We start from the raw sequence: 23,743 nt of genomic DNA on the forward strand, positions 1-23,743 counted from the left end.
ACGAGTATGCTTAAAAAAATTATTGCTTCGGTGGCCTTACTGTCACTTATTACGGTAGCGATCGTGCAGGCAATGGATAATGAACCGAAGGGAAATGACGAAAAAGATGCTTTGGGCGGATTGAAAATTGGAGCTAAAGCACCGAATTTCTCCCTGAAAACTTTGGATGGGAAACAAGTTGAATTATCTGATTATAAGGGTAAAAAGGTAATGTTGAATTTTTGGGCAACGTGGTGTCCGCCTTGCAAGAAGGAAATGCCGGATATGGAGAAATATGCACAGCAAGCTGGTGATGATGTGGTCGTTCTTGCGGTCAATATTGACCCCGAAAACGATGTACAAGCATTTGTAGAGGATAATGGAATTACTTTTACAATTCCGCTGGACAGTCAAAGTGCCAAGAATCCAGTGAATGAGCGTTACAGGATTCTCAGCATTCCAACAACTTACTTCATCGACAAAAAAGGCATTATCAGGAATAAGGTAATTTCAGCCATGCAACTTAAAGATATGGAACGAAATATAAATAGCATGCAGTAGGAGAAACTTTATGAAGTACCATCAGAATGGAAGAAATTATCGTCACTTGGTACAGACGGCGGTAAGGGAGCAGATATCTGGAAAAGTTTTTTCAGAACAAAATGGTTCAATTGGCTTTTTACCGAAATTAGACTACAGTTGGACGGAACCTTTATGAGGTTCCGTTTTATTGTATGTTAACAAAGTTGTCAAAATTCAATGATAAAATCTAAAAATTTTAAAAATTATGGTTAATGTTTTATGAAAAAAGGGTTAAAGTATAAAGAGTGGAGAAATGGAACTTATTCGGATTTAAAAATCTGATAATTATGACAATTTTAAGGACGGAAACCATATAGTCATAATTTTACGTTAATTTGGCAATACTGAATAGTATATTAAAATAAGTAGGTGAAAAGCATGAAAAAAAGAAAAAGGACATTTGAAGAATTAATAAAAGAAAACAAAAAGGAATTATTGATGGACGTTAAACAAATGGAGAGAATTGAGGAACGTCTTGAAAAGAAACATATGCAAAAGGCTGAATAAGTTTTGCAATATATATTAAAAAGAGCCAGTGCCATGAAGGTCCCTTCAAAGTGCTGGCTCTTTTTTCATGGCTTTTTCAAAAACTGGCATTCATGAATTTCCTCTTTTTTATCCATGATAAGAGAAGGAGGCGATAGAATGGGTAATCCAAAAAAAGATTCCAAACACTTTAGACCGAGCCATCTAGGGACACAACCAATAGCAGCGGGTGGGAATAACGGTAAGAAAATGCAGGACAAATCCGGGAAACATCCTCAGGTCATTCAAACTAAAGGCGAATAATCAAGTTATACTAAAGTGATCGTAATAATATTATGTAAATAAAAAATCATGAGGTGAAAATATAATGGGCTCATATAAACACAATCAGGATAACCGTTTGGATAATGTTGAAAAAATTCAGGATGCAATTCAAAATACAGAAGAAAACATAACCGCTGCAAATGAAACGTTATCATTCTCTTCAGGTGTGGAGAAACAGGCAATTGAGGCCAAAAATGAACGAAGAAGAAAGAGCATTGAAGGAATGAAGGAAGAAATGCAAGATGAGCAAGAAGCACGGGAAAGCGGTTATAGTAACGATAATATGTAAACAACTAAGTAAAGGGGAGAAAGAGGGCAAAATCTTTCTCCTCTTTATTTTTAGTTTTTCATGGCAGGGAAGCAGTCAATCAAGACAGCTTAAATGAAAATTGCACATTTGTTATGGTAGAATGTTTATTGCAATAGAAATGAAAGTGGGGAAACGTAATGTTCATAGCTGAAAACGAAATTGAAGTGCGGTACGCAGAGACAGATCAAATGGGTGTTGTTTACCATGCGAATTATTTGATATGGATGGAACTGGGCAGGACAAAATTGATAAATGATTTAGGGTTTTATTATGCTGATATGGAAGCGGATGGCATCCTCTCACCTGTTATGGATATTCAGGCTTCGTATAAAACCCCTGTTAGATATGGTGATAAGGTAAAAGTTAAAACCTGGATTGAAAAGTATGACGGCTTACGGGTCATTTATGGGTATGAGATCGTTAATGGGAAAAATGAAGTGGCGGCTACAGGTCATTCTTCCCACGTATGCGTTAAAAAGGAGAGCTTCCGCCCGATATCCATTAAACGAATGTATCCTGATTGGCATGAGGCCTATGAGAAAAATAAAAAGCAGGATGAAATGGATTAATTATATTTATTGAGGTGATCAAGAAATGGCTTTTGGGATTAAACGGGGGGACGTAGTAGCCTGGAAGCAGAAAATAGATCAAGGTCAAATAGCTTTTTTAACTCATTATTGGCTAGATGACCGATTTCCTGGCTGCAAGACGGTTACTAAAGTGGGATGCAAAGATTTACTGCGTTTATCGGAGTGGGGTAAGAAATACGGGCTAAAAAAAGAATGGATTCACCACAGGAAGGATGGCTATTCTCATTTCGATCTTTTAGGGGACAAGCAAGTGGAAATTTTAAGGGCGGAACATATAAAAGAGCGCCTGCTCGATTGAACAAGAAAAAACAGCAGTTAACACCGCTGCTTTATTGTCAGGCACTTTTTTCATAGTGGAATTCTGGTTCTGTCAGTTTTTCATTAAAAGTAATGAGTAAATCGTGATCATCAAAGTACCATAAATCTTTTTCTTCTACATAAAAATTTATCTCATTCATAGTTGTTACTGCTGCTGCTGTTTCAGGTTCTTCTTGCATGATACCTAATGAAAAGCCGCTTTGGACGGTACTATGCCCGCCATATCTTACATAAAAGCGCAAATGAGAGCCTTCTTGAAGCCCCAGCTCATCAATATACCACTTGGCTGCTTGATCGGAAATGGTCAGTTTCATACTAATTCTCCTTCCTAGAGGTTCGTTATTAAAGTATAAAGTAATTATGAAGTAGAAGCGAATAATGTGCGTTTCAGAAAGGAAACAACCATGGATATTATATATAATATTTGTTTCATAACTCGAAAAAGATCCAACGAAGTTGAAGTGTTGATGCTATTTCGCCAAAAGAATCCGAATAGGCATAAATGGAATGGTATAGGTGGGAAAATAGAACAAGGTGAAACCATTGATGAATCGATGGAACGGGAAATTCTTGAAGAAACTGGATTGAAGGTAAAGGGGATGGCCTTTCGAGGGATCGTGACATGGAATCAGACGGGCGGAATGTATGTTTACCGAGCTGAAGATGCTGGGGGCGGACTATCTGCCTGTGATGAAGGGGAACTTGCCTGGAAGCCATTTAAATGGGTTTTGGAGTCAAATGAAGTTGTGTCCAACATAAAGTATTATCTAAAAGATATATTACAGGATGAACCATCACTAGAATTTGCCTGTACCTATGAAAATGAACACTTAATATCGGTCATAAAGAAGCCATTGCCTGATTTTGCAAAAGAATTGATCTTCACCAATTGAAAACCGCCCAAGTGCGGTTTTTTGCCTGTTTTGATACCTGGAATATTCGGGGAATTGGTATAGGGTAAGCAAGATACGGAAAATTTTAATGCTAAAAGCAATATACCATCTGGGGATGCTGATTTGTGGAAAAGGAGATGGGGCTCCTTTCATTTTTGGCTCATATGGACATGTATGGATATGAGATGTTTCGAACAGCTCAAACTGATGGTTAATTACATTATAAAAGAAAGCTGCAGGTTCCTTAGAAGGACTGAAAAGGAAATATTTATGCGGCCGGAGAAGGTGGGTATTGCTCATTTTCAAGATCAATGGGCAGGATGGAACGCCTTTTAAGATATACTCCGTAAGGCCGTTTCGCACACAAATGAGTGCGCACAAAAATAGCTGCAGATTCCTCTGCAGCTATTTTGTATTTTCTTTTGCTTCTGCCTCGGCAAGCTTTCTCAGCAAGACGGGTGTAGGCATATGCATGATTTGTTCTAAAGGCAAATTTAGTGACTTTGATAACTTTAATGCGGTTTCCGGTGATATTTGTAATGGCTTCATGGCACTTTCTCCTAACGATATTTAATAGTTAGTTCCAGTGTAGCCTCTGTTCTGCAATTATTCAATCCTTACTTGACCATTCCTCCATTAAACAAGATCCATACTATCCTTTTGATGGGAAGTTAATGCAGAAATGATCCGGGTCCATTTACCTTGACAAAAGAATTGCAATGAAGCCAGAATAAAAATATATATAGTCTTAATGAATCATTTACTTTAAAGATAATCGATTTATTTTTAATTAATTGATAGTAAGACTCGTATCGGCTTGGTGGAATATCTTGGATTCACTTCGAATTAAGGGGGAGAGGGATGTGGAGATTTTCAAAAAAGGCAAGCTGGAACAAGCACTCTGGTTTCAAAAAACAAAAGAAACAGATGGCATATTGGATGTAAGCAATGAACAAGTGAAACGGCATATGAATATCATCGATTTAACTGAATACGATTTAAAGCTGATACGTTATTTAAGTGAAGAAACGGATGCTTCCGTTAAGCAATGGATAGAAAGCGGTCAATATGTCAAAATGCAGATCGCAACGCGCGCTGAACAATCACTTTGTTCCAAAACATTGGCTGAAGAGGGGCAGAATCGTATGCAGATCTTAACGGAAAAGATACAAACCTTGTTATCTTCATGAAAAATGTTGATGAAAATCTCGTTTTATTAAACCAATTTTTCCTAAGCATTACCGAGTTTGTTATGCTTGTACAGGGAATAAGGCGAACATGGTGATGGATTTGCAGTTGTTTCAAATGAGGTCAGGAAACTTGAAGAACAGACTAAAAAATCGATAGCTGAAATAGTGCAAACATCTAATGAATATATGAAAGATTTTCTTGATTCCATCCAAAGGGTCAAGGAAGCGGTTCAAGCAGGAGAGAAAGAATTGGAGTTAACAGAAATTCTTTAATGAAATAATCGGGGTTATCAAAGGGAATATAACCGTTTCTGCAGAAAAGGAAAAGGAAATTCAGGGATTGGTGTCAATCATCAAGGAAATCGGGACCGATACTGAAAAGGGTTCAAGGCATGCCGGTATCCTGAATAACACGGCTAATGAATTGCAGAATGGAAAACAGGCCCATGCATAAGGGCCTGTTTTCACTTTGATCTTACAACCACTTTACCTTCGGTTCAGTTTTATCGATAATCCGCTTGATGTTTGCGCGATGCCGGTAAAAAATGAAGATCGTTATTAAACTGATTACAATAATGAGCGCCGTGTCATGAATATGAAAAACTAAACTGTAGATGAGAGCAAGTAGACAAGCAATCATGGATGAAAGCGAGACATATTTGGATATGTATAAGGATATAAAGAAAATGATGACGGCAAAGACAAAAAACCATGGTTCATAAGCAAGAATGACACCAGCAGAAGTTGCCACCGCTTTTCCGCCCCGAAAGTTTGCAAAAATGGGAAACATATGACCGATGACCGCAATAACTCCGGCTAGCAATAAATGCATGTCCACGCCTAGCATATACGGCAGACAAGTTGCTAGGGTACCCTTAAGTATATCCATGATGGTAACGGTTAGCCCTGCCTTGACACCAAGTGTCCTGAAGGTATTTGTCCCGCCCAGATTTTTACTGCCATGCTCCCGGATGTCGATTTTGTAAAATGTTTTACCAATTATTAAACCGGAAGGAATCGAGCCGATCAGGTAGGCAGCCAGTATAGTGATAAATGTAAGCATTCTATTACCCTTTCTTTTAAGAAAAATCTTCTTTTTTTATCACGTTTAAGGGTCGATTAATCCCTTTTTCAAAAATAAACGTGTAGAAATAGCTAAAAACAGCCTTAAAATACCTGTTAAGCTTCTCTTATTGTAACATTTTCGTGACAAAATGGGACGGTTGTCCAAAAAAAATCCACTAAAAAAATGAATTTTCCTTGATGAACTTACATCTTTTGATATACGTTAAGTTCATGAAGGGTGAAAGGTTTAGCCTTCCTTATTTTCGTCAATATAAATGAAGGATGCCTCTATTGTATAAATTGTTACAATACGTGGTAGTCTGTATGAACATAAGAAAGTTAAGTGAGTCATGCCTTTTCGAAACTTTTTCTTTCTTGTATAATGGTTTTTCTTAATAATGGTAATAAACAGCTTTTGTCTGTAGATACCTTTGTTAGGAATACTCTTTAGTCAAATATTACATTTTATTATAAAGGGGATTGAAAAGAATGATAGAAAATCCAAGCAGGGAAGAAATGGGAAAGATGTTGAAAAAATCGAAGCGCATCGCTGTCGTTGGTTTATCTAATAACCCTGAGCGTACTTCTTATATGGTATCGAAGGCCATGCAGGAAAGCGGATATGAAATCATCCCGGTAAACCCTGCTATATCTGAAGTGCTGGGTGTCAGGGCAGTTAAAGCTCTGAAAGATATTGAAGGGCACGTCGATATCGTCAATGTTTTCCGCCGTTCAGAGTTCCTTCCGGAGATAGCCAAGGAATTTGCAGAAATCGATGCAGATATCTTTTGGGCGCAGCTTGGGGTGGAAAATGAAGAAGCCTATAATTTTTTGAAAGAAAAAGGATACACTGTCATCATGAATCGATGCATAAAAGTCGAACACGCCCTTACCAAGTAATATGAAGAGCGGAACTTCCGCTCTTTTTTTAGGCATCGCTGTATCTCAATCGGAGAAAAAACTAAAAGGCAGCCATAGCGGGCATTGAGCGATCGGGAAATTTGGGCCATTAAAGCTTAATTTGATTAAAATAATAAAAGTATATTTGCCAAATGAAAATTTACCGCTACAATTAGAATGGTAGCTATGATACGTTTTGTTCCACACAAATGTGCAAACGCTAATAAAAAGGACAAAAAAATAGAACACTTGTTCTTTGTTCGGGAAAGTATTATACTTTTTATATGATATTAAGGTATTAAAGAATTTGTTAAGCTAGTGAGTCATTTCATTGCAGTATGATTTGGCCCGGAAATTGTGTTTAGTAAGGAAAGGGGAATTTCTGTGGCAAAGAAAGTAAAAACAATCGAGTACAATGATGATGCAATTCAGGTACTGGAAGGACTCGAAGCGGTCAGAAAACGTCCCGGTATGTATATCGGCAGTACTGATGCACGCGGACTTCATCATTTAGTGTACGAGATTGTAGATAACTCCGTAGATGAGGCTTTAGCTGGATATGGAGACCAAATTAGTGTGAAAATACATAAAGATAACAGTGTAAGTGTGTCGGATAAAGGGCGCGGAATGCCTATTGGCATGCATAAATTAGGTAAACCGACGCCTGAAGTCATTTTGACGATTCTTCATGCTGGAGGTAAATTTGGACAAGGCGGATATAAAACGAGTGGAGGCCTTCATGGAGTAGGTGCTTCGGTCGTTAACGCGTTGTCTGAATGGCTTGTCGTGACGATCAAAAGGGACGGGTTCATTTACGAACAACGTTTTTTCAATGGCGGAAAGCCAGAAACCACACTGGAGAAAATCGGTAAAACGAATCAAGCTGGGACCAAAATCCACTTCAAGCCCGATCCAAAAATATTTTCAGTGACGACTTTTAATTATGATATCCTATGTGAACGTCTTCGCGAATCGGCTTTTCTTTTAAAAGGCATGAAGATAGAATTGACGGATGAGCGTAACGACCATAATGAAATTTTCCACTATGAAAATGGAATTGAAGCGTTTGTTGATTATTTAAATGAAGAAAAAGAGACCCTCCATAGTGTAGTCAGCTTGGAAGGGGAACAAAATGGGATAGAGGTCGAACTCGCCTTTCAATTCAATGATGGTTATTCAGAAAATATTTTAAGCTTTGTAAATAACGTTCGTACAAAAGACGGAGGCACCCATGAGATTGGTGCAAAAACGGCCATGACAAGGGCATTTAATGATTATGCCAGAAAAATGGGACTATTAAAGGAAAAAGATAAAAACCTCGAAGGTACCGATATACGTGAAGGCTTGTCTTCAATCATTTCAGTACGTATCCCTGAAGAACTTCTTCAATTCGAAGGACAAACCAAGAGCAAGCTTGGAACCAGTGAAGCCCGTTCTGCAGTCGATTCCATCGTATCAGAGCACTTAGCCTACTTTTTTGAAGAAGATCCGACAACGAGTACCCTATTGGTTAAAAAAGCGATTAAAGCGTTCCAAGCAAGGGAAGCCGCACGCAAAGCTCGTGAGGACGCAAGAAGCGGGAAGAAACGGAAGAAATCCGATGCCATCCTTTCTGGGAAATTAACACCAGCTCAATCGAAAAATCCCGAACGGAATGAATTGTATCTTGTGGAAGGGGACTCTGCTGGGGGATCCGCTAAACAAGGCCGGGATCGCCGTTTCCAAGCAGTACTGCCATTACGGGGTAAAGTTATCAATACGGAAAAAGCGAAACTAGCCGATATTTTTAAAAACGAGGAAATAAATACGATCATCCATGCCATCGGCGGAGGTGTCGGGGCGGAGTTCAACACGCCGGACACTAACTATGATAAAGTGATCATCATGACTGATGCCGATACGGATGGTGCCCATATCCAAGTGCTGCTGCTGACTTTCTTTTATCGCTATATGAAGCCGTTAATAGAGTCAGGGAAGGTTTACATTGCCTTGCCCCCTTTATATAAAGTGAGCAAAGGGACCGGGAAGAAGGAAGTCATTGAATATGCATGGAGTGACGAAGAACTTCAGGGAGCGATAGACAAGGTGGGGAAAGGCTATATGATTCAGCGCTATAAAGGGCTGGGTGAGATGAATGCCGACCAATTATGGGATACCACCATGAACCCGGAAACAAGGACATTGATACGTGTGAAGATCGATGATGGTGCCCGTGCAGAAAGACGTGTTACAACATTGATGGGAGATAAGGTTGAACCGCGTCGTAAGTGGATTGAAGCCAATGTCGCTTTTGGTCTCGAAGAAGAATCGAATATTTTAGATAATGAAAATATGTCGATTGAAGAGGAGGTCATTAACGATGGTATTTGAAGAAACGTTTAGAGATTTACCGCTTGAAGAGGTAATTGGTGACCGCTTCGGGCGTTATAGTAAATATATTATCCAAGACCGGGCACTTCCGGATGCTAGGGACGGTTTAAAACCGGTGCAGCGCAGGATATTGTATGCGATGCATGTCGAAGGAAATACCCAGGAAAAAGGATTCAGGAAATCCGCAAAAACGGTCGGAAATGTAATAGGTAACTATCACCCTCACGGAGATTCGTCCGTTTATGAGGCAATGGTTCGGATGAGCCAAGACTGGAAGCTGAGGAAGGTCATGGTCCAAATGCACGGAAACAATGGCAGTATCGATGGTGATCCTCCTGCTGCGATGCGGTATACGGAAGCAAGGCTTTCATCGATTGCCTCCGAGATGCTGCGGGATATAGAAAAAAGGACGGTCGATTTCGTACCGAACTTTGATGATACTTCGGAAGAGCCCATTGTATTACCTGCAATGTTCCCTAACCTGCTTGTAAACGGCTCTACAGGAATTTCAGCCGGCTATGCCACTGAAATCCCGCCACATCAACTTGGTGAAGTCATTGATGCTGCCATTATGCGAATCGATAAACCGGAAGCGACAGTCACTGATTTAATGACGGTCATTAAAGGGCCGGATTTTCCTACTGGAGGTATCATTCAAGGAATTGAAGGCATTCGTAAGGCCTATGAAACAGGTAAAGGGAAAATAATCATTCGTGGGTTGGCGGAAGTGGAAACGATTCGGGGCGGTAAGCAGCAAATCGTCATCACTGAAATCCCATATGAAGTCAATAAAGCAAACCTTGTCAAGAAGATGGATGAGTTCCGTCTAGACCGGAAAGTGGAAGGCATTGCCGAAGTAAGGGATGAAACCGACCGTACAGGACTGCGCATTGTCATTGAACTGAAAAAAGAAGCAGATGCAAATGGAGTCCTGCATTATTTATACAAAAATTCCGATCTCCAAATCGCTTACAATTTCAATATGGTTGCGATTTATAAAAAACGGCCAACATTGATGAGCCTGCCTAAAATGCTCGATGCATATATCGAACACCGTAAAGAGGTAATCGTGAACCGTTCACGTTATGAGTTGCAAAAGGCACATGACAGGGCACATATCGTCGATGGTTTAGTGAAGGCTTTATCCATATTAGATGAGGTCATCGCTGTCATCCGGGCATCTAAAGACAAACGGAATGCTAAAGATAACCTCATTGCTAAATTCGCTTTTACAGAAGCGCAAGCTGAAGCCATTGTCTCTTTGCAGTTATACAGGCTGACAAATACGGATATTACAGCACTTGAAGCAGAGGCAGCGGAATTGAAGAACAAAATAGAGGAATTGACAAAGATTCTTGGCAGTGAAAAAGTTCTTCTTCAAGTAATTAAAAAAGAACTTCGATTCATTAAAAAGGGCTTTGATGACGGACGGCGTTCCAAAATCGAAAAAGAAATTGAAGAAATCAAAATCAATCTTGAAGTCTTGATTGCTAGTGAAGATGTGATGGTTACCGTGACGAAAGAAGGCTATGTCAAACGGACATCGTTACGATCATATGCAGCATCAGGAGGTCTTGATTTTGGCATGAAGGATTCCGACCGCCTGCTCCAGAGGCTGGAGATGAATACAACAGATGTCCTATTGCTGTTCACATCCAAAGGGAATTACCTATACTGTCCAGTTCATCAGCTTCCTGATATTCGCTGGAAGGAAACCGGTCAGCATATCGCGAACATCATTCCAATCGACAGGGAAGAACAAATCATAAAAGCGATTCCAATCAAAGATTTTACCATGCCGGAATTCTTAGTGTTCATCACGAAAAATGGTATGGTGAAAAAGACAGAATTAGCTTCTTATAAAGCCCAGCGTCATTCAAAACCGCTGGTTGGTGTCAATTTAAAAGGTGACGATGAACTGGTCGATGTCCACCATACCGATGGCCAGGCTGACCTTTTCCTAGTTACTCATAACGGATACGGTTTATGGTTTGATGAAGAAGAAGTAAGTGTTGTCGGTGTCCGGGCAGCGGGAGTCAAAGGGATTAATTTGAAAGAAGATGACTATGTCATTGGCGGAAAGGTTTTGGCCAAGGATAGTAAAGAATCGATCTTTATCGTTACACAGCGCGGGGCCATAAAGAAAATGAAATTAACCGAGTTTGAAAAAACGAGCCGGGCAAAACGCGGTGTCGTGGTCTTAAGGGAATTGAAATCGAATCCTCATAGGGTCATTGGTTTCGATATCATTAACAAAACCGACAGTCTATTCATTCTTTCTGAAAAGGGAACGATTGAAACGATTCATGCCGCTTCATTAAAAAATCATGATCGGTATACGAATGGGTCATTTGTTTTTGATGAAACGGTTAGTGGGAAAGCTAAAGAATTATGGAAAATATCATTGGAAGATGACTCTGCCATAGAGCAGTGAATCTTTTTTCTAACGGGATGCTGATCTTATCAGCATCCCGTTTTTTTTCCTTTAAATGACCAGTCATATCCTTCCAGAAAATAATCTGCACCTGCCACGCACACAAGCTGAGTCCTTTTACCAAATTAATCAATCAATTCAAAAATGACTTATTGAGTCAAATTTAAATTCTAGTATTATGAACCGAATATTATTAAGAGGACAGCAAATAATTCAATTTTGAATTTTACCTTTAATTGAATCTATGAAACATAACGATTTATTTTTGGCACACTCCTTGCATATTGTTTAGTATGACTTCTTTATTTTTTGAATGAAGAAAGGGGAGGACCAATGGATAGACCTTGGAAAAAGCATATCCCGCAAGGAAATCCAATTGAGATTGATATTCCTGAAATGTCTTTGACAGAACTATTTTATCAATCAGTTGAACAATATTCGAATAAAACAGCGGTTACGTACATGGAGCAGAGGTATACATATTCAGAGTTGGGGAAGTTAGTGAAAAGATGTGCACGCGTGCTTGCTGATGAGGGTGTTGGAAAGGGAGATCGTGTGGCTCTTATGCTTCCCAATTGTCCCCAATATCCAATTGGTTTTTTTGGAACCCTTTTGACTGGAGCCATTGTTGTCCAAGTCAATCCAATGTATAAGGCGAACGAATTAATTCATGTCCTGAAAGATTCAGGTGCAAGGCACATCATTGTGCTCGACGATTTATTGCCAATAGTTGAAGCCATTATAACTGAAACCGATGTTGAAAAGGTGTTGAGCGTGTCGCTGGAAATGGAAAAATGTGAAATGACAAAAAAGCTACTATCTGTAACAGAGGCGGATTTCACTGTGGAGATTGAACCTGCCAAAGATGTCGCCGTTCTCCAATATACAGGAGGAACGACAGGGCGTTCTAAAGGGGCGATGCTAACCCATCGTAATATTGTTGCCAATACGCTGCAAAGTGCAGCCACTTCAAGAATCAATACTCAAAAGGGGAAGGAAAGGGTACTTGGCGTTTCCCCATTATTTCATGTTTACGGCATGACTTCAGGAATGAACCTGACGTTTTATAATGGCGGGGAATTAATTCTTGTATCACGGTTTCAGGTGACGGAGATCGTCGATATCATCAATAATCTTAAACCGACTATTTTTCCAGGGGTACCGACGATGTATATTGCTTTATTACAATATTACCAGTCCCATCCATTTGATTTGGATACATTGAGATCTTGCGTTTCGGGTTCGTCACCATTGCCATTGAATGTACTGTCAAGATTCAACGAATTGAGTGGAACAAAGATTGCAGAGGGCTATGGCCTGTCCGAGGCTTCACCAGTCACGCACCGGAATCCAGTTAGCGGCCTGCAAAAATCCGGAAGTATCGGGATTCCTATACAAAATACCGATGCCGCCATCATTGACAGTATTACAGGGGAGCCAGCCCTTTTGGTTGATACACCAGGTGAATTGGTCATAAAGGGCCCACAGGTAATGAAAGGCTATTGGGGCATGCCGGAAGAGACGCGGCAGACGATTCAAAACGGATGGCTGCATACCGGTGATATTGCCAAGATGGATGAAGATGGCTTCTTTTACATTGTGGGACGGAAGAAAGAGATGATCATCGCTGGCGGTTTCAATATTTATCCAATTGAAATTGAAGATATACTATACAGCCATCCTAAGGTTCTGGAAGCTGCCGTCTTTGGCGTTCCCGATCAATATCGCGGTGAAACGGTACAAGCTGCGGTAGTTCTAAAACCAAATGAAAGAATAACTGAAAACGAATTGAAGGATTATTGCCGAAAGCAGCTCGCTGCCTTTAAAGTCCCAAAAGCAATCACATTTGAAAGTGAACTTCCAAAGACGGCGGTCGGTAAAATCTTAAAACGCAAACTTCAAGAAAAATATGTCGCTTATTCGGATAAATTATGAAAGCGTTAACACTAATTCGTAGATAAAGGGGAATGCAAATGGACTTTCGCTTAGATGAAGACATCTTGCTATTAAAAGAAAATATACGCCAGTTTATTGAAGAGCAAATCGATCCATTTTCCATGCAGATAGAGGATGAAGATCATATCCCGGAATCTATAATAAATTTATCGAAGGAAATCGGTCTATTCGGACTTAGTATCCCGGAAAGGTATGGCGGGCTCGGAATCGGGATGGTGGGAAAATGTGCTTTATATGAGGAAATCGGCAAAACCCATAATGGATATACCACTCTGATAGGGGCCCACACCGGTATAGGGACGGTGGGGATAGTTGAAATGGGCAATGCAATGCAAAAGGAAAAGTATCTACCAGATATGGCAAGCGGTAATAGAATTGGCGCATTTGCTTTAACTGAGCCTGCAGCTGGGTCCCATGCAACGAATCTCAAAATGACGGCTGTCAAAAATGGTGATAAATATATTCTAAATGGGACCAAGCATTATATAACGAATGCAGATGTAGCTGATATTTTTACAGTTATGGCTGTAACGGACAAAGATAAAGGGGCGAAAGGAATCACCTCATTCATAGTAGAAAAGGATTTTCCGGGTTTTAGAGTTGGCAGCCTGGAAAGGAAGATGGGTCTTCGAGGCTCACATTCGGCCGAATTGGTTTTTGAAGATTGCGAGGTTCCTGCCGAAAATGTACTTGGGGACGTTGGCCAAGGGTATGTAAATGCATTGAAGATCCTTGCAAATGGCCGCGCAGGCCTTGCTGCCCGTAATTTGGGGTCCTGCCAATACCTGCTCGACCTATCTACTAAATATGCCACAGAACGTGAACAATTCAATGTCCCGATCATTGATCATCAGGCCGTATCCCATATGATTGCCGAGATGGCAATGGAAATAGAGGCACTTCGCTCCTTCACATACCGGGTTGCATGGATGGTCGATCAGCAAGAAAAAATCATTAAAGAAGCGGCAATGCTTAAGTTGTATGGTTCGGAAGTATATAATCGTGTCGCTGATAAGGCCGTTCAGATTCATGGCGGGATGGGATACATGAAGGATTATCCGGTTGAACGTTTCTATCGGGATGCCCGAATCACTAGAATATATGAAGGCACATCCGAAATCCAAAAAAATATCATTACCGGACAATTGAAGAGAAAATATCAAAACTAGTCTAATTGGAAAGCGGAGGGGTTAAGATGGATTTACGACTATCGGATGAACAAAAAATGGTACAAAAAACAATACGCAAGTTCGTGGAAAATGAATTGATTCCCTTGGAAAATGAAGTGCTTCGCAATGAAATGGCAGGAAAACCTAGTTTACCAGAGGGGACATTGAAAGATTTACAGGAAAAAGCAAAAAATGCAGGGTTTTGGGGCATCAATACCCCGGAGGAATATGGCGGGGCAGACCTAGGGCAGCTTATGATGGCAATTGTCTTGATGGAAGTATCAAAAACATTTGTACCATTCAGCTTTGGAGGTTCGGCTGATAACATACTTTATTATGCAAATGAAGAACAGAAACAGAAATATCTGATCCCTACGATTAACGGTGAGAAAAAGTCCTGTTTTGCCATGACGGAGCCGGGGGCTGGGTCCGATACGCGAAATATTAAAATGACGGCAGTAAAAGAAGGGAACGAATGGGTGCTTAACGGTGAAAAAACTTTCATTACCGGAGGAAATGATGCCGATTTTGTCATGGTCATTGCTATAACCGACAAAGAACGTCATCAAGCTACAGGAACGGAAGGGGTAACCTGTTTCATTGTAGACCGTGATATGGGCTGGAGATCAGAGTATATCAATACGATGGGAGAATGGGGACCGGCCGGTTTAGTTTTTGATAATGTCAGGGTACCCGAAGAAAACATCTTAGGGGAAGTGCATGGCGGTTATCAACTAGGCTTGGAATGGATTGGGTTTGCAAGATGGATCGTGGGCGCACGCGCTGTCGGTTCTGCAGAAAGATTGCTGCAAATGGCTATAGAATACGCTAAAGAACGAGTCACATTCGGTAAACCGATCGCGGAGCGCCAGGCCATTCAATGGCAGATAGCTGATTCGGCCGTAGAGATCGAAGCTGCAAGATGGCTTGTATTGAATGCGGCTTTTACACTTGATAATGGGGAAGACAATCGCCATTTAGCTTCAATGGCTAAACTTTATGGAGCCAATATGGGGAATCGGGTCGTTGATCGCGTATTGCAGATACACGGAGGCATGGGCTATACGAAGGAGCTTCCCATCGAGCGTTGGTACCGTGAGGCCAGGCTTTGGAGGATTTATGATGGTACGGATGAAATACAGCGTATGATCATTTCCCGAAATTTGATTAAGGGGCATGTTAAATTAGGACAATTCTTATAATAGATTGGGAGGAAACGATTATGACAGGGAGATTTTCAGGTAAAACGGCTTTAGTTACAGGTGGAAGCAGGGGGATTGGCCGGGCGATCGTCGAACTATTTGCCAGTGAAGGCGCAAACGTGGCGATTATCGATATCAACGAAGAGGTTTTGACATCAACGGGAAATGAATTAAGGGATAAGGGTTATACCATTTTTACCAAAGTGGCCAATGTGGTCAATTCCGAAGAGATGGATGCATCCATAAAAGAAATAGCCGATACATTCGGATCACTTGATATTCTCGTGAATAATGCCGGGGTCATCCGGGATAATCTACTTTTCAAAATGACCGATTCAGATTGGCAGACGGTAATGGATGTGCATTTAAAAGGTACTTTCAATGCAGTACGTGCCGCCCAGAAGCATATGGTTGCAAATAAATACGGTAGAATCATCAATATATCATCCACTTCGGCCCTAGGTAACCGCGGTCAGGCTAATTATTCAGCTGCTAAAGCCGGGCTTCAGGGGTTAACAAAAACACTGGCGATTGAACTTGGCAAATATGGGATAACGGCTAATTCGGTCGCACCGGGTTTTATCGAAACCGAAATGACGAAAGAAACAGCTAGGCGGGTGGGAGTGAGTTTTGAGCAATTCATCCAGGATAGGGCAAATAGCATTCCGGTTGCAAGAAGCGGTTTGCCGAGTGATATTGCTCATGCAGTTGCATTCTTTGCCGATGAAGCATCCTCATTCATTAGTGGGCAGGTTTTATATGTTGCGGGCGGTCCAAAAAATTAAGGGAAAAGGCGGGATGTTATGTTCAACGAAAGTATTGGAAAACGATCCAACCCCGTTAAAAATATAGTTGAACGGGGAGCCGTTAAAAAATTCGCATTATCGATTGGTGATCCCCACCCGATTTTCATTGATGAAGAAATAGGCAGGCAATCAAGGTACGGAACGAATATAGCTCCACCAACTTTCCCAAGGGTCTTTGATTTTGGGACGATAGAAAGTTTAAATCTCCCGAATAAAGGATTGATTCATGGTGAGCAGATATATCGCTATAACAGGCCGCTGAAGGTAGGGGAAGAAATCACCTGTTATACGGAAGTGAAAAACTATTATGAGAAAAAAGGGAAACAAGGGGAAATGGGATTTCTAGCCTTTAAAAATTATGGGTCGGATGCGAATGGGGAAATTGTCTTCACTGCTGAACAGCTTGTCATTTTAAATGAAACGATCAGAAGGATGGTGATGTTTAAGTGACGACATTAACGGAACTTCATATTGGTGACTCGTTACATTCCATTGAGCTTCCGCCTGTAACGCGATTGGACCTCATTAAATATGCAGGCGCATCAGGTGATTTCAATCCCATTCATACCATTGATGAGGAAGCAAAGAATGCTGGTCTTCCCGGTATCATCGCACATGGAATGTGGACGATGGGAAACCTCGCAAAGCTTTTCAGTAATCTTTATGAAACTGGATTTATCGAAGAATACAAGATTCGCTTCAAAGGAATGGTTTTCTTGAATGATGTCATAACTCTTCATGCGGATCTAAAAGAAAAAGATGGGGATAGATATTTTTTCAATGTAGCGGCCACTAACCAGTCAGGTAAGGAAGCGATCAGTGGAGAGGTTATTTTTCAGACTTACTGAGGGAGGGTAATATTATTACATCACTTCCAGTCTGTCTACAAAAGGGAGTTTGGAATGGTCTCATCCCGAACCATGAATGTAAAACAAGGTTTTTTACTGTTTATGAAACTTTCACTGGATTGAAGAAATTTGCGAAACTCCTGCCGAATAACTGGCTAGCCAAGACTCCATAGACGCTTGCTTTGATGAGGCTTGGCAGACAGTCGGCGGAAAGGGAGCGGATTTCTGAAATCAACTAGAATTTTTTTATGGAGAAAACTGTAGGCAAACTGATCTTCTGTTAATTTGTCTAAAGTCTGTAGTGATGAAAATTATTTCATCACTACTTTTTTTAGGAGCGAAATTCGACAATTTTAAAGGAGTTTCGAATTTTATCCAGAATTGTACTTAAAAAGAATTCTTTTTGCGGCGGTGAATAGTAATGAATCAAGTGAAACAGGATTCTCAGATTAATTTGCTCAAAGAGTGGACCTTTCCTGCACTGGTCGTGGATTCTGCAAATCGGATAAAGGATTGGGGCACCTATTTTAATCAGTCATTAAGACAGAATGGTAATAATACACTAACCGAACAATTCGATGAGTGGCAATTTCTAGATAATAAAAGGCTTGCAGCTGCAAGGCTGCATGATAAACGGTATTTATTTTTATTAATGAAACAAATGGATACTGACAATATTCTATATATAGGCAGTGAAACAGAATTTTTGGACGATTTATTGATTGATGCTCATAAAACGGATAAATTGAATCGCGCTCTGGATGCCATTATCGAAAATTCCTATGATGGGATATACATCACCGATCAAGATGGAGTCACGCTTTACACCAATTCGGCAATTGAACGGATCACTGGCATACCAAAAGAGTATTATATCGGCAAATCGGTGGACCAATTGATTAAACGCGGCATCTTGAATGCTTCGGTGACGCATAAGGTAGTGAAGCTGAGACGAACGGTATCGGTCGTACAGGATAATTTTGCCGGAAAGGAAACATTGATTACTGGAAGTCCCGTTTTTAATGCCGAAGGGGAGATAGAGCAAGTCGTTACGAATATAAGGGATTTATCTGATTTAAATGAACTGATGCATGAGTTGACGAAAGTTAATGAGCTGAATAATCAATATAAGCAGGAAATTGAGAAACTGCGGAAGATAACAAGCAAGGATGGAGTCGTATTTGTCAGTGATAAAATGAAAATGATCTATGAGATTGCTGAAAGAATATCAGATATTGACGCGACCGTACTCATTCTGGGGGAAACGGGTGTTGGAAAGGATGTCCTTGCCCGCAATATTTATAATCGGAGCATCCGATCTAAAAAAGGGGATTTCATCAAAATAAATTGTGGGGCAATTCCCGCCGATTTATTGGAATCCGAGCTTTTTGGATATGAAGGAGGGGCATTTACCGGAGCAAATCAAAAAGGCAAACCAGGGATGTTTGAACTGGCAGAGAGTGGGATCTTATTCTTGGATGAAGTCGGTGAGCTTCCCTTGCAACTTCAAGTGAAGCTGCTTCGGGCGCTTCAGGAAAGGGAGATTCAAAGAATCGGAGGTACAAAGCCAAAGAAAATCGATGTTCGGATAATAGCAGCCACGAACCGAAATTTATCGGAGATGGTCAAATCGGGTGATTTTCGCGAAGACCTCTTCTACAGGCTGAATGTCATTCCGATCACGATTCCTCCTCTAAGGGAAAGAAGAGAGGATATCTTGGCATTGATTGACTTATTTTTAACAAAGGCAAACGAACAATATAAATTCTCAAAAGAAATAGATTCGCGGTTGAAGGAATATTTTTATCAACATGATTGGCCAGGAAATGTCCGTGAATTGATTAATATAGTGGAGAGGCTCGTCGTGCTGACGGATAATCAAATATTATCGATTAACGACCTTCCGGAAGAATATCAGCCGGAAAACCGGAATCAGCCGGACCTCAATGCTACCCTAACTTTAAAAGAAGCGGTGGAAAGGGCCGAAAAGGAAATCTTGACGAAAGCGGCTCAAACCTACCAAACTACATATGAAATCGCGGAAGCCCTTGATTCCAGCCAGGCAACAATTGTGAGGAAACTTAAAAAATATCGATTAAAGGTCAGTGGAAAAGAATAGGTAAGTATGAACAGCACCTCATTGTTGGACATTATTCAACAATGCAGGTGCTGTTTTTGACTGAAATTCCTAATTATTTACGCGTTTTTGGGGGACGGGCTTTATTGCCTTATGGGTTTTTAGAGATTTATTGGTTGTAAAGTTGTTTTTCACCTGCTATTGCGTGAAATGATTGTAGTTATAAAGGAGATTCTTGAATCCTTTTCATTTTATGTCTACAATTAATTCTTTTATTGATTCAGAAATGACTTTTTCAGTCAATAGTGAATGACGGACATCCCATATGGAATCGATACTTTTGATTTTTACAATTCAATAATGAATTCACTGACTGGTGAATAGCCTTATTGACGGTGATTTAATGTTGGCACGGCACTTGCATTTATTAACAGGAATAACAGGAATAACAGGTAACAGTAAATTAATCTACGAAATGATCCACCTATAGAAGGTGCGAGGTGAAAGGGGTGAACGAACCAGAAATACCATGGGTAAACCGTTATTAAAGAGAGGATGGAATCATTGGCTATCCCTAAAAACAGCATATGCTTGTCAGCATACCACTTAATCCTTAAGTAGAGTCAATGAAACTATGATAATTTCTGATGGTAACCAATTGAATTAAGTGGTCATCAAAAAAATGAAAGCGCTAACAACTGATCGATGGGCTTTTTGCGCTACACCCTAAGCTATATCTGATGTTGAGAATATAGGGAAATAAAACTTGCTGTTCCTCTCCGGGAGGTTGAGCCTGTGGGGAAATAAATGAAGGTGTTTTTCGTCTTAGTTGTATGCTTTCAAAATATGGACAGGATTGCGGTCCAGGTAAGGTACAGCAAAGTGAAACTCAATAATTTTCAAGGAGGAAGTAAATGGAAATTTTGATCCAGCAGCTTTTCAATGGTTTGACGATTGGCAGCGTATATAGTCTTGTTGCCCTGGGATTGACGCTAGTATATGGAATTTTGCATATCCCGAACTTTGCCCACGGTGCCCTATATATGTTGGGTGGATATATCACATTGTCAATGATGACATTATATGGGGTCAATTACTGGATTGCCATGTTCGTATCCATTATCGTTGTTGGTTTGTTGGGAGTCCTTTTGGAACGTTTCGTGTTCCGCCTGTTAAGGGAGGCACCTCCATTGCACGATAAGATTGCAGCAATCGGAATTCTCCTTTTTCTTGAAGCTTTTGCCCAATTTGTCTGGGGTGCCGACTTTCATACAATGACTTCCCCATACGGCCAAGTGGTCAATATCATGGGCCTGACATTCACGCTTCAGCGATTATTGATCATCGTGTCAGCTATCGCAGTGATGGTTTTACTTTACCTTTTCCTTAAGAAAACTTATGCCGGTTCAACGATAATAGCGATGTCCCAAAGCCGTGAAGGGGCGTCATTAGTGGGAATAAACATTAATAAAGTCGCGATGCTTACCTTCATGATATCGGGTGGATTGGCAGCGATCGCTTCATCCCTTGCATCACCGATTAACCTTGTCTTTCCAGGAATGGGGCATTTAGTCATACTAAAAGCATTCGTCATTATCATCTTGGGAGGGATGGGTAGCATACCGGGGGCGATTGTAGGTGGATATATCCTAGGTTTCAGTGAGAGCTTGGGCGCAACTTATATTTCAAATGACTATAAAGACATCATTGCATTCATTCTTTTAGTCGTAATATTAACCATGAAACCAACAGGTCTTTTTGCCAAGGGGGAGAGGTAGCGTGAAGATATTAACAAAAAGAAATGGGATTATCGCACTTATCATCTTTGCTTTTTCATTCCCCTTTATCGCGCAAAACGACTATTATCTCCATATGCTGACACTTTCCTTCATCTGGGCGATAGCTGTTTATGGAATCAATTTATTGTCAGGCTATACTGGATATCTCTCGCTTGCACATGCTGGTTTTTTTGCGATTGGAGCATATTCACTAGGCCTTCTGACGGTAAAAGCAGGAATGAACTTTTGGCTGGCACTTGTAGCGGCATGTTTAATCACATGTACAATTGGGTTTTTGATCGGCTTGATCGCGCTGAGGACAAAGGAACACTTTTTTGCGATTTATACCCTATGTGTGGGTTACATCATATACCTGGTCATCGATAAATGGGAGGGACTTACAGAGGGGGTTAGGGGATTGATCGGTATACCTGCTCCTGGAAATATAGGGCCGATCACATTCGATACTGCAGCATCCCAATATTACCTAGTCCTCATTTTCCTGCTTGCAGTGATCTTAATTGTGTATCGAATTATACGCTCGTTGACAGGCAGGACGTATATGGCCATCAGGAACAGTGAGGACCTTGCTCAAACGATTGGTATATCCACAATGAAGAATAAGTTAACAGCATTTGTCCTATCCACATTCTTTGCAGGATTGGCAGGTGCCTTGTATGCTTCATTCATTCGTTTCATTGGACCTGATATCGGATCAACTGCCATAATGTTCGATCTATTGATGTATTTATTGGTTGGTGGAATCGGGACACTCTCAGGCCCGTTGGTAGGAACATTATTGTTAGTAATCCTTTCGCAGAATTTGCAATTCCTTCAAGAATATCGAATGTTGATATTCGGGCCTTTGCTTACGGTGATCATTATCTTTTATCCGCGCGGAATCGCAGGGGCCTTTTTTGATTGGCAAAGAAAGCGAAAAGATAATGAGCTGTCCGGGGTGAGGAGCGAAATGCACATAAAAGCTGAGGAGGGATGAAATTGCTAATCGATACGAGGAATTTGACAAAGCGATTTGGAGGATTGGCGGCCGTAAATAATGTGGATTTTACGATTGAAAAAGGTAGAATCAATGCAATAATCGGACCAAATGGTGCAGGGAAATCAACTTTTTTTAACTTGATCAGCGGCTTTCATCGACCAACGTCTGGGACAGTCCTTTTTAAAGGGATTGATATCACCAAACTTCCTGCAAATGAAATAGCGGGGCTCGGAATTTCAAGAACCTTTCAAACGACAAGCCTTTTTGATCAATCGACCGTATTGGATAATGTCATTGTCGGGCATAGACTGCGAACCAAATCCAATCTGGTGGATGCCATTCTAAGAACGAAACGATTAAAACGGGAGGAAGCGGCATGCAGGGATAAGGCAATGGAGGTACTTGATATTGTTGGATTGACGGAATCGGCTGACAGAATGGTCTCCAGCATCTCCCAGGAGGAAAAGAAACGGACAGCCATTGCTCTTGCCCTTGCGACGGAACCGGAAATTATCTTTCTTGATGAACCTGCTGCGGGAATCAATCCGGATGAAACGGAAGGCTTGACGGAACTGATTAAAAAATTGAATCGATCGGGACTGACCGTTTGTTTAATCGAGCACAAAATGCATATGATCATGAACTTGGCAGATCACATCATGGTCCTTAATTACGGAGAAAAAATCGCCGAGGGCACACCTAAGGAAATCCGCGGAAATGAAGCGGTGATTAAAGCCTATTTGGGAGGTAGTGCCAGTGCTTAAGTTAACTGATGTCGTCGTGAATTATGGGAGTTTCACTGCGATAAATCATGTGAATATCGAAGTTGCCAAGGGAGAGATCGTTGTTTTGTTAGGAGCGAATGGGGCAGGAAAAAGCACGACTTTTCGTTCCATAAGCGGAATCAGTAAGCTGTCCAAGGGGGAAATTCATTTTCTGGGCATGCCGATAGGGGGCCGTGCCCCGGATAAGAATGTTCGGGAAGGAATCGTCCAGTGTGCCGAAGGACGTAAACTGTTTCCACAGATGACTGTCTCGGAAAATTTGAGGATGGGTGCTTATGTGCACCGAAAGAAGAAAGCGGAGATCAAGGATTCCTTGGAATACGTCTATCACTTATTCCCGATTTTAAAAGAAAAACATCATGATGAAGCGGGAAGCCTGAGCGGAGGCCAACAGCAAATGCTCGCAATTGGAAGAGCCTTGATGTCAAAACCGAAATTGTTGATGCTTGATGAGCCTTCGGTGGGACTCGCTCCACTTATTGTCGAGCAAATGTTTCGGGTCATTAAAGAAATAAACCGCGAAGGAATCACGGTCCTGCTAGCTGAACAAAACGCGAATGCCGCTCTCGGCATTGCAGATAAAGGATATGTTTTTGAAAATGGGGAAATTGTCGTTCAAGGGACAGCAAGTGAGTTATTAGCCAATGATGAAGTAAGGAAAGCGTATATTGGGGCCTGAAA

The 23,743-nt window shown here is 40.9% G+C and carries 26 protein-coding genes and 1 pseudogene; 24 read left to right on the plus strand and 3 right to left on the minus strand.

Translation table 11 applies throughout. From position 1 onward, the window contains the following. Positions 1-6: 6 nt before the first annotated feature. From JNUCC41_RS20440 to JNUCC41_RS20470, 7 genes are all read left to right on the plus strand, one after another. Positions 7-540 carry a TlpA disulfide reductase family protein gene (locus JNUCC41_RS20440; RefSeq protein ID WP_192204571.1) on the plus strand — a complete coding sequence of 178 codons (534 nt, stop codon included), beginning with the start codon at positions 7-9 and terminating at the stop codon, positions 538-540. Between the two features lie 10 nt (positions 541-550). Continuing rightward, a complete protein-coding gene (locus JNUCC41_RS20445) occupies positions 551-697 on the plus strand; it encodes a hypothetical protein (RefSeq protein WP_192204572.1) in 147 nt (48 codons plus the stop codon). 242 nt (positions 698-939) lie between these two features. Next, positions 940-1,068 (plus strand): FbpB family small basic protein, encoded by a 129-nt coding sequence (locus JNUCC41_RS20450; RefSeq protein ID WP_192204573.1) that lies wholly within the window; start codon positions 940-942, stop codon positions 1,066-1,068. A 138-nt stretch (positions 1,069-1,206) separates the two neighbouring features. Continuing rightward, on the plus strand, positions 1,207-1,350 hold the full coding sequence (locus JNUCC41_RS20455) for an acid-soluble spore protein N (protein WP_057275900.1): 144 nt from the start codon (positions 1,207-1,209) through the stop codon (positions 1,348-1,350). 64 nt (positions 1,351-1,414) lie between these two features. Next, entirely contained in the window at positions 1,415-1,660 is a 246-nt protein-coding gene (gene tlp, locus JNUCC41_RS20460; protein ID WP_192204574.1) for a small acid-soluble spore protein Tlp, read from the plus strand. Between the two features lie 158 nt (positions 1,661-1,818). Further along, complete coding sequence (locus tag JNUCC41_RS20465) at positions 1,819-2,250, plus strand: acyl-CoA thioesterase (RefSeq protein ID WP_192204575.1); 432 nt, start codon at positions 1,819-1,821, stop codon at positions 2,248-2,250. A 25-nt stretch (positions 2,251-2,275) separates the two neighbouring features. Beyond that, positions 2,276-2,569: a hypothetical protein gene (locus JNUCC41_RS20470; protein WP_192204576.1), complete on the plus strand. Its 294-nt coding sequence runs from the start codon at positions 2,276-2,278 to the stop codon at positions 2,567-2,569. A gap of 37 nt (positions 2,570-2,606) precedes the next feature. Here JNUCC41_RS20470 and JNUCC41_RS20475 read toward each other — a convergent pair whose 3' ends face one another. Further along, on the minus strand, positions 2,607-2,903 hold the full coding sequence (locus tag JNUCC41_RS20475) for a HesB/YadR/YfhF family protein (RefSeq protein ID WP_098371891.1): 297 nt from the start codon (positions 2,901-2,903) through the stop codon (positions 2,607-2,609). Positions 2,904-2,993: 90 nt separating this feature from the next. On the opposite strand from JNUCC41_RS20475, the gene JNUCC41_RS20480 reads away from it, so the two are divergent. After that, positions 2,994-3,482 (plus strand): NUDIX hydrolase, encoded by a 489-nt coding sequence (locus tag JNUCC41_RS20480; RefSeq protein WP_192204577.1) that lies wholly within the window; start codon positions 2,994-2,996, stop codon positions 3,480-3,482. A gap of 405 nt (positions 3,483-3,887) precedes the next feature. Here the strand turns inward: JNUCC41_RS20480 and JNUCC41_RS20485 are convergent, their stop codons facing one another. After that, positions 3,888-4,031, minus strand: a complete 144-nt coding sequence (locus JNUCC41_RS20485) for a YycC family protein (RefSeq protein ID WP_098371894.1) — start codon at positions 4,029-4,031, stop codon at positions 3,888-3,890. A gap of 314 nt (positions 4,032-4,345) precedes the next feature. On the opposite strand from JNUCC41_RS20485, the gene JNUCC41_RS20490 reads away from it, so the two are divergent. After that, a complete protein-coding gene (locus JNUCC41_RS20490) occupies positions 4,346-4,672 on the plus strand; it encodes a hypothetical protein (protein ID WP_192204578.1) in 327 nt (108 codons plus the stop codon). A 93-nt stretch (positions 4,673-4,765) separates the two neighbouring features. Then, positions 4,766-4,945 (plus strand): annotated as a pseudogene (locus tag JNUCC41_RS20495) (globin-coupled sensor protein); the annotation flags it as partial. A 202-nt stretch (positions 4,946-5,147) separates the two neighbouring features. On the opposite strand, the gene plsY reads toward JNUCC41_RS20495, so the two are convergent. After that, complete coding sequence (gene plsY, locus JNUCC41_RS20500) at positions 5,148-5,735, minus strand: glycerol-3-phosphate 1-O-acyltransferase PlsY (RefSeq protein ID WP_192204579.1); 588 nt, start codon at positions 5,733-5,735, stop codon at positions 5,148-5,150. Positions 5,736-6,226: 491 nt separating this feature from the next. Between plsY and JNUCC41_RS20505 the strand changes: the two genes are divergently transcribed. From JNUCC41_RS20505 to JNUCC41_RS20570, 14 genes are all read left to right on the plus strand, one after another. Further along, positions 6,227-6,637: a CoA-binding protein gene (locus tag JNUCC41_RS20505; protein WP_192204580.1), complete on the plus strand. Its 411-nt coding sequence runs from the start codon at positions 6,227-6,229 to the stop codon at positions 6,635-6,637. A gap of 384 nt (positions 6,638-7,021) precedes the next feature. After that, positions 7,022-9,007 (plus strand): DNA topoisomerase IV subunit B, encoded by a 1,986-nt coding sequence (parE, locus tag JNUCC41_RS20510; RefSeq protein WP_141994290.1) that lies wholly within the window; start codon positions 7,022-7,024, stop codon positions 9,005-9,007. Next, complete coding sequence (gene parC / locus JNUCC41_RS20515) at positions 8,997-11,441, plus strand: DNA topoisomerase IV subunit A (RefSeq protein WP_192204581.1); 2,445 nt, start codon at positions 8,997-8,999, stop codon at positions 11,439-11,441. The genes parE and parC overlap by 11 nt, the downstream gene beginning before the upstream one ends. Positions 11,442-11,774: 333 nt before the next feature. Further along, entirely contained in the window at positions 11,775-13,376 is a 1,602-nt protein-coding gene (locus JNUCC41_RS20520) for a long-chain-fatty-acid--CoA ligase (protein ID WP_192204582.1), read from the plus strand. A gap of 38 nt (positions 13,377-13,414) precedes the next feature. Next, a complete protein-coding gene (locus JNUCC41_RS20525; protein WP_192204583.1) occupies positions 13,415-14,566 on the plus strand; it encodes an acyl-CoA dehydrogenase family protein in 1,152 nt (383 codons plus the stop codon). Between the two features lie 26 nt (positions 14,567-14,592). Next, entirely contained in the window at positions 14,593-15,768 is a 1,176-nt protein-coding gene (locus JNUCC41_RS20530; RefSeq protein ID WP_192204584.1) for an acyl-CoA dehydrogenase family protein, read from the plus strand. A gap of 20 nt (positions 15,769-15,788) precedes the next feature. Beyond that, on the plus strand, positions 15,789-16,553 hold the full coding sequence (locus tag JNUCC41_RS20535) for an SDR family oxidoreductase (RefSeq protein WP_192204585.1): 765 nt from the start codon (positions 15,789-15,791) through the stop codon (positions 16,551-16,553). 18 nt (positions 16,554-16,571) lie between these two features. After that, the gene (locus tag JNUCC41_RS20540) at positions 16,572-17,024 is read left to right on the plus strand and encodes a MaoC family dehydratase N-terminal domain-containing protein (protein WP_192204586.1); all 453 of its coding nucleotides are present in this window, start codon (positions 16,572-16,574) and stop codon (positions 17,022-17,024) included. Beyond that, the gene (locus JNUCC41_RS20545; RefSeq protein WP_192204587.1) at positions 17,021-17,422 is read left to right on the plus strand and encodes a MaoC/PaaZ C-terminal domain-containing protein; all 402 of its coding nucleotides are present in this window, start codon (positions 17,021-17,023) and stop codon (positions 17,420-17,422) included. Before JNUCC41_RS20540 ends, JNUCC41_RS20545 begins: the two co-directional genes overlap by 4 nt. 421 nt (positions 17,423-17,843) lie before the next feature. Continuing rightward, complete coding sequence (locus tag JNUCC41_RS20550) at positions 17,844-19,541, plus strand: sigma-54 interaction domain-containing protein (RefSeq protein WP_228467395.1); 1,698 nt, start codon at positions 17,844-17,846, stop codon at positions 19,539-19,541. A gap of 872 nt (positions 19,542-20,413) precedes the next feature. Beyond that, entirely contained in the window at positions 20,414-21,277 is an 864-nt protein-coding gene (locus JNUCC41_RS20555) for a branched-chain amino acid ABC transporter permease (protein WP_192204588.1), read from the plus strand. Position 21,278: 1 nt separating this feature from the next. Then, entirely contained in the window at positions 21,279-22,274 is a 996-nt protein-coding gene (locus tag JNUCC41_RS20560; protein WP_370662538.1) for a branched-chain amino acid ABC transporter permease, read from the plus strand. After that, positions 22,271-23,041: an ABC transporter ATP-binding protein gene (locus JNUCC41_RS20565; RefSeq protein ID WP_192204589.1), complete on the plus strand. Its 771-nt coding sequence runs from the start codon at positions 22,271-22,273 to the stop codon at positions 23,039-23,041. The genes JNUCC41_RS20560 and JNUCC41_RS20565 overlap by 4 nt, the downstream gene beginning before the upstream one ends. Next, a complete protein-coding gene (locus JNUCC41_RS20570) occupies positions 23,034-23,741 on the plus strand; it encodes an ABC transporter ATP-binding protein (protein ID WP_192204590.1) in 708 nt (235 codons plus the stop codon). The genes JNUCC41_RS20565 and JNUCC41_RS20570 overlap by 8 nt, the downstream gene beginning before the upstream one ends. Positions 23,742-23,743: the final 2 nt, after the last annotated feature.

It is taken from the genome of Brevibacillus sp. JNUCC-41 (assembly GCF_014844095.1).
GTDB lineage: Bacteria > Bacillota > Bacilli > Bacillales > DSM-1321 > Peribacillus > Peribacillus aracenensis.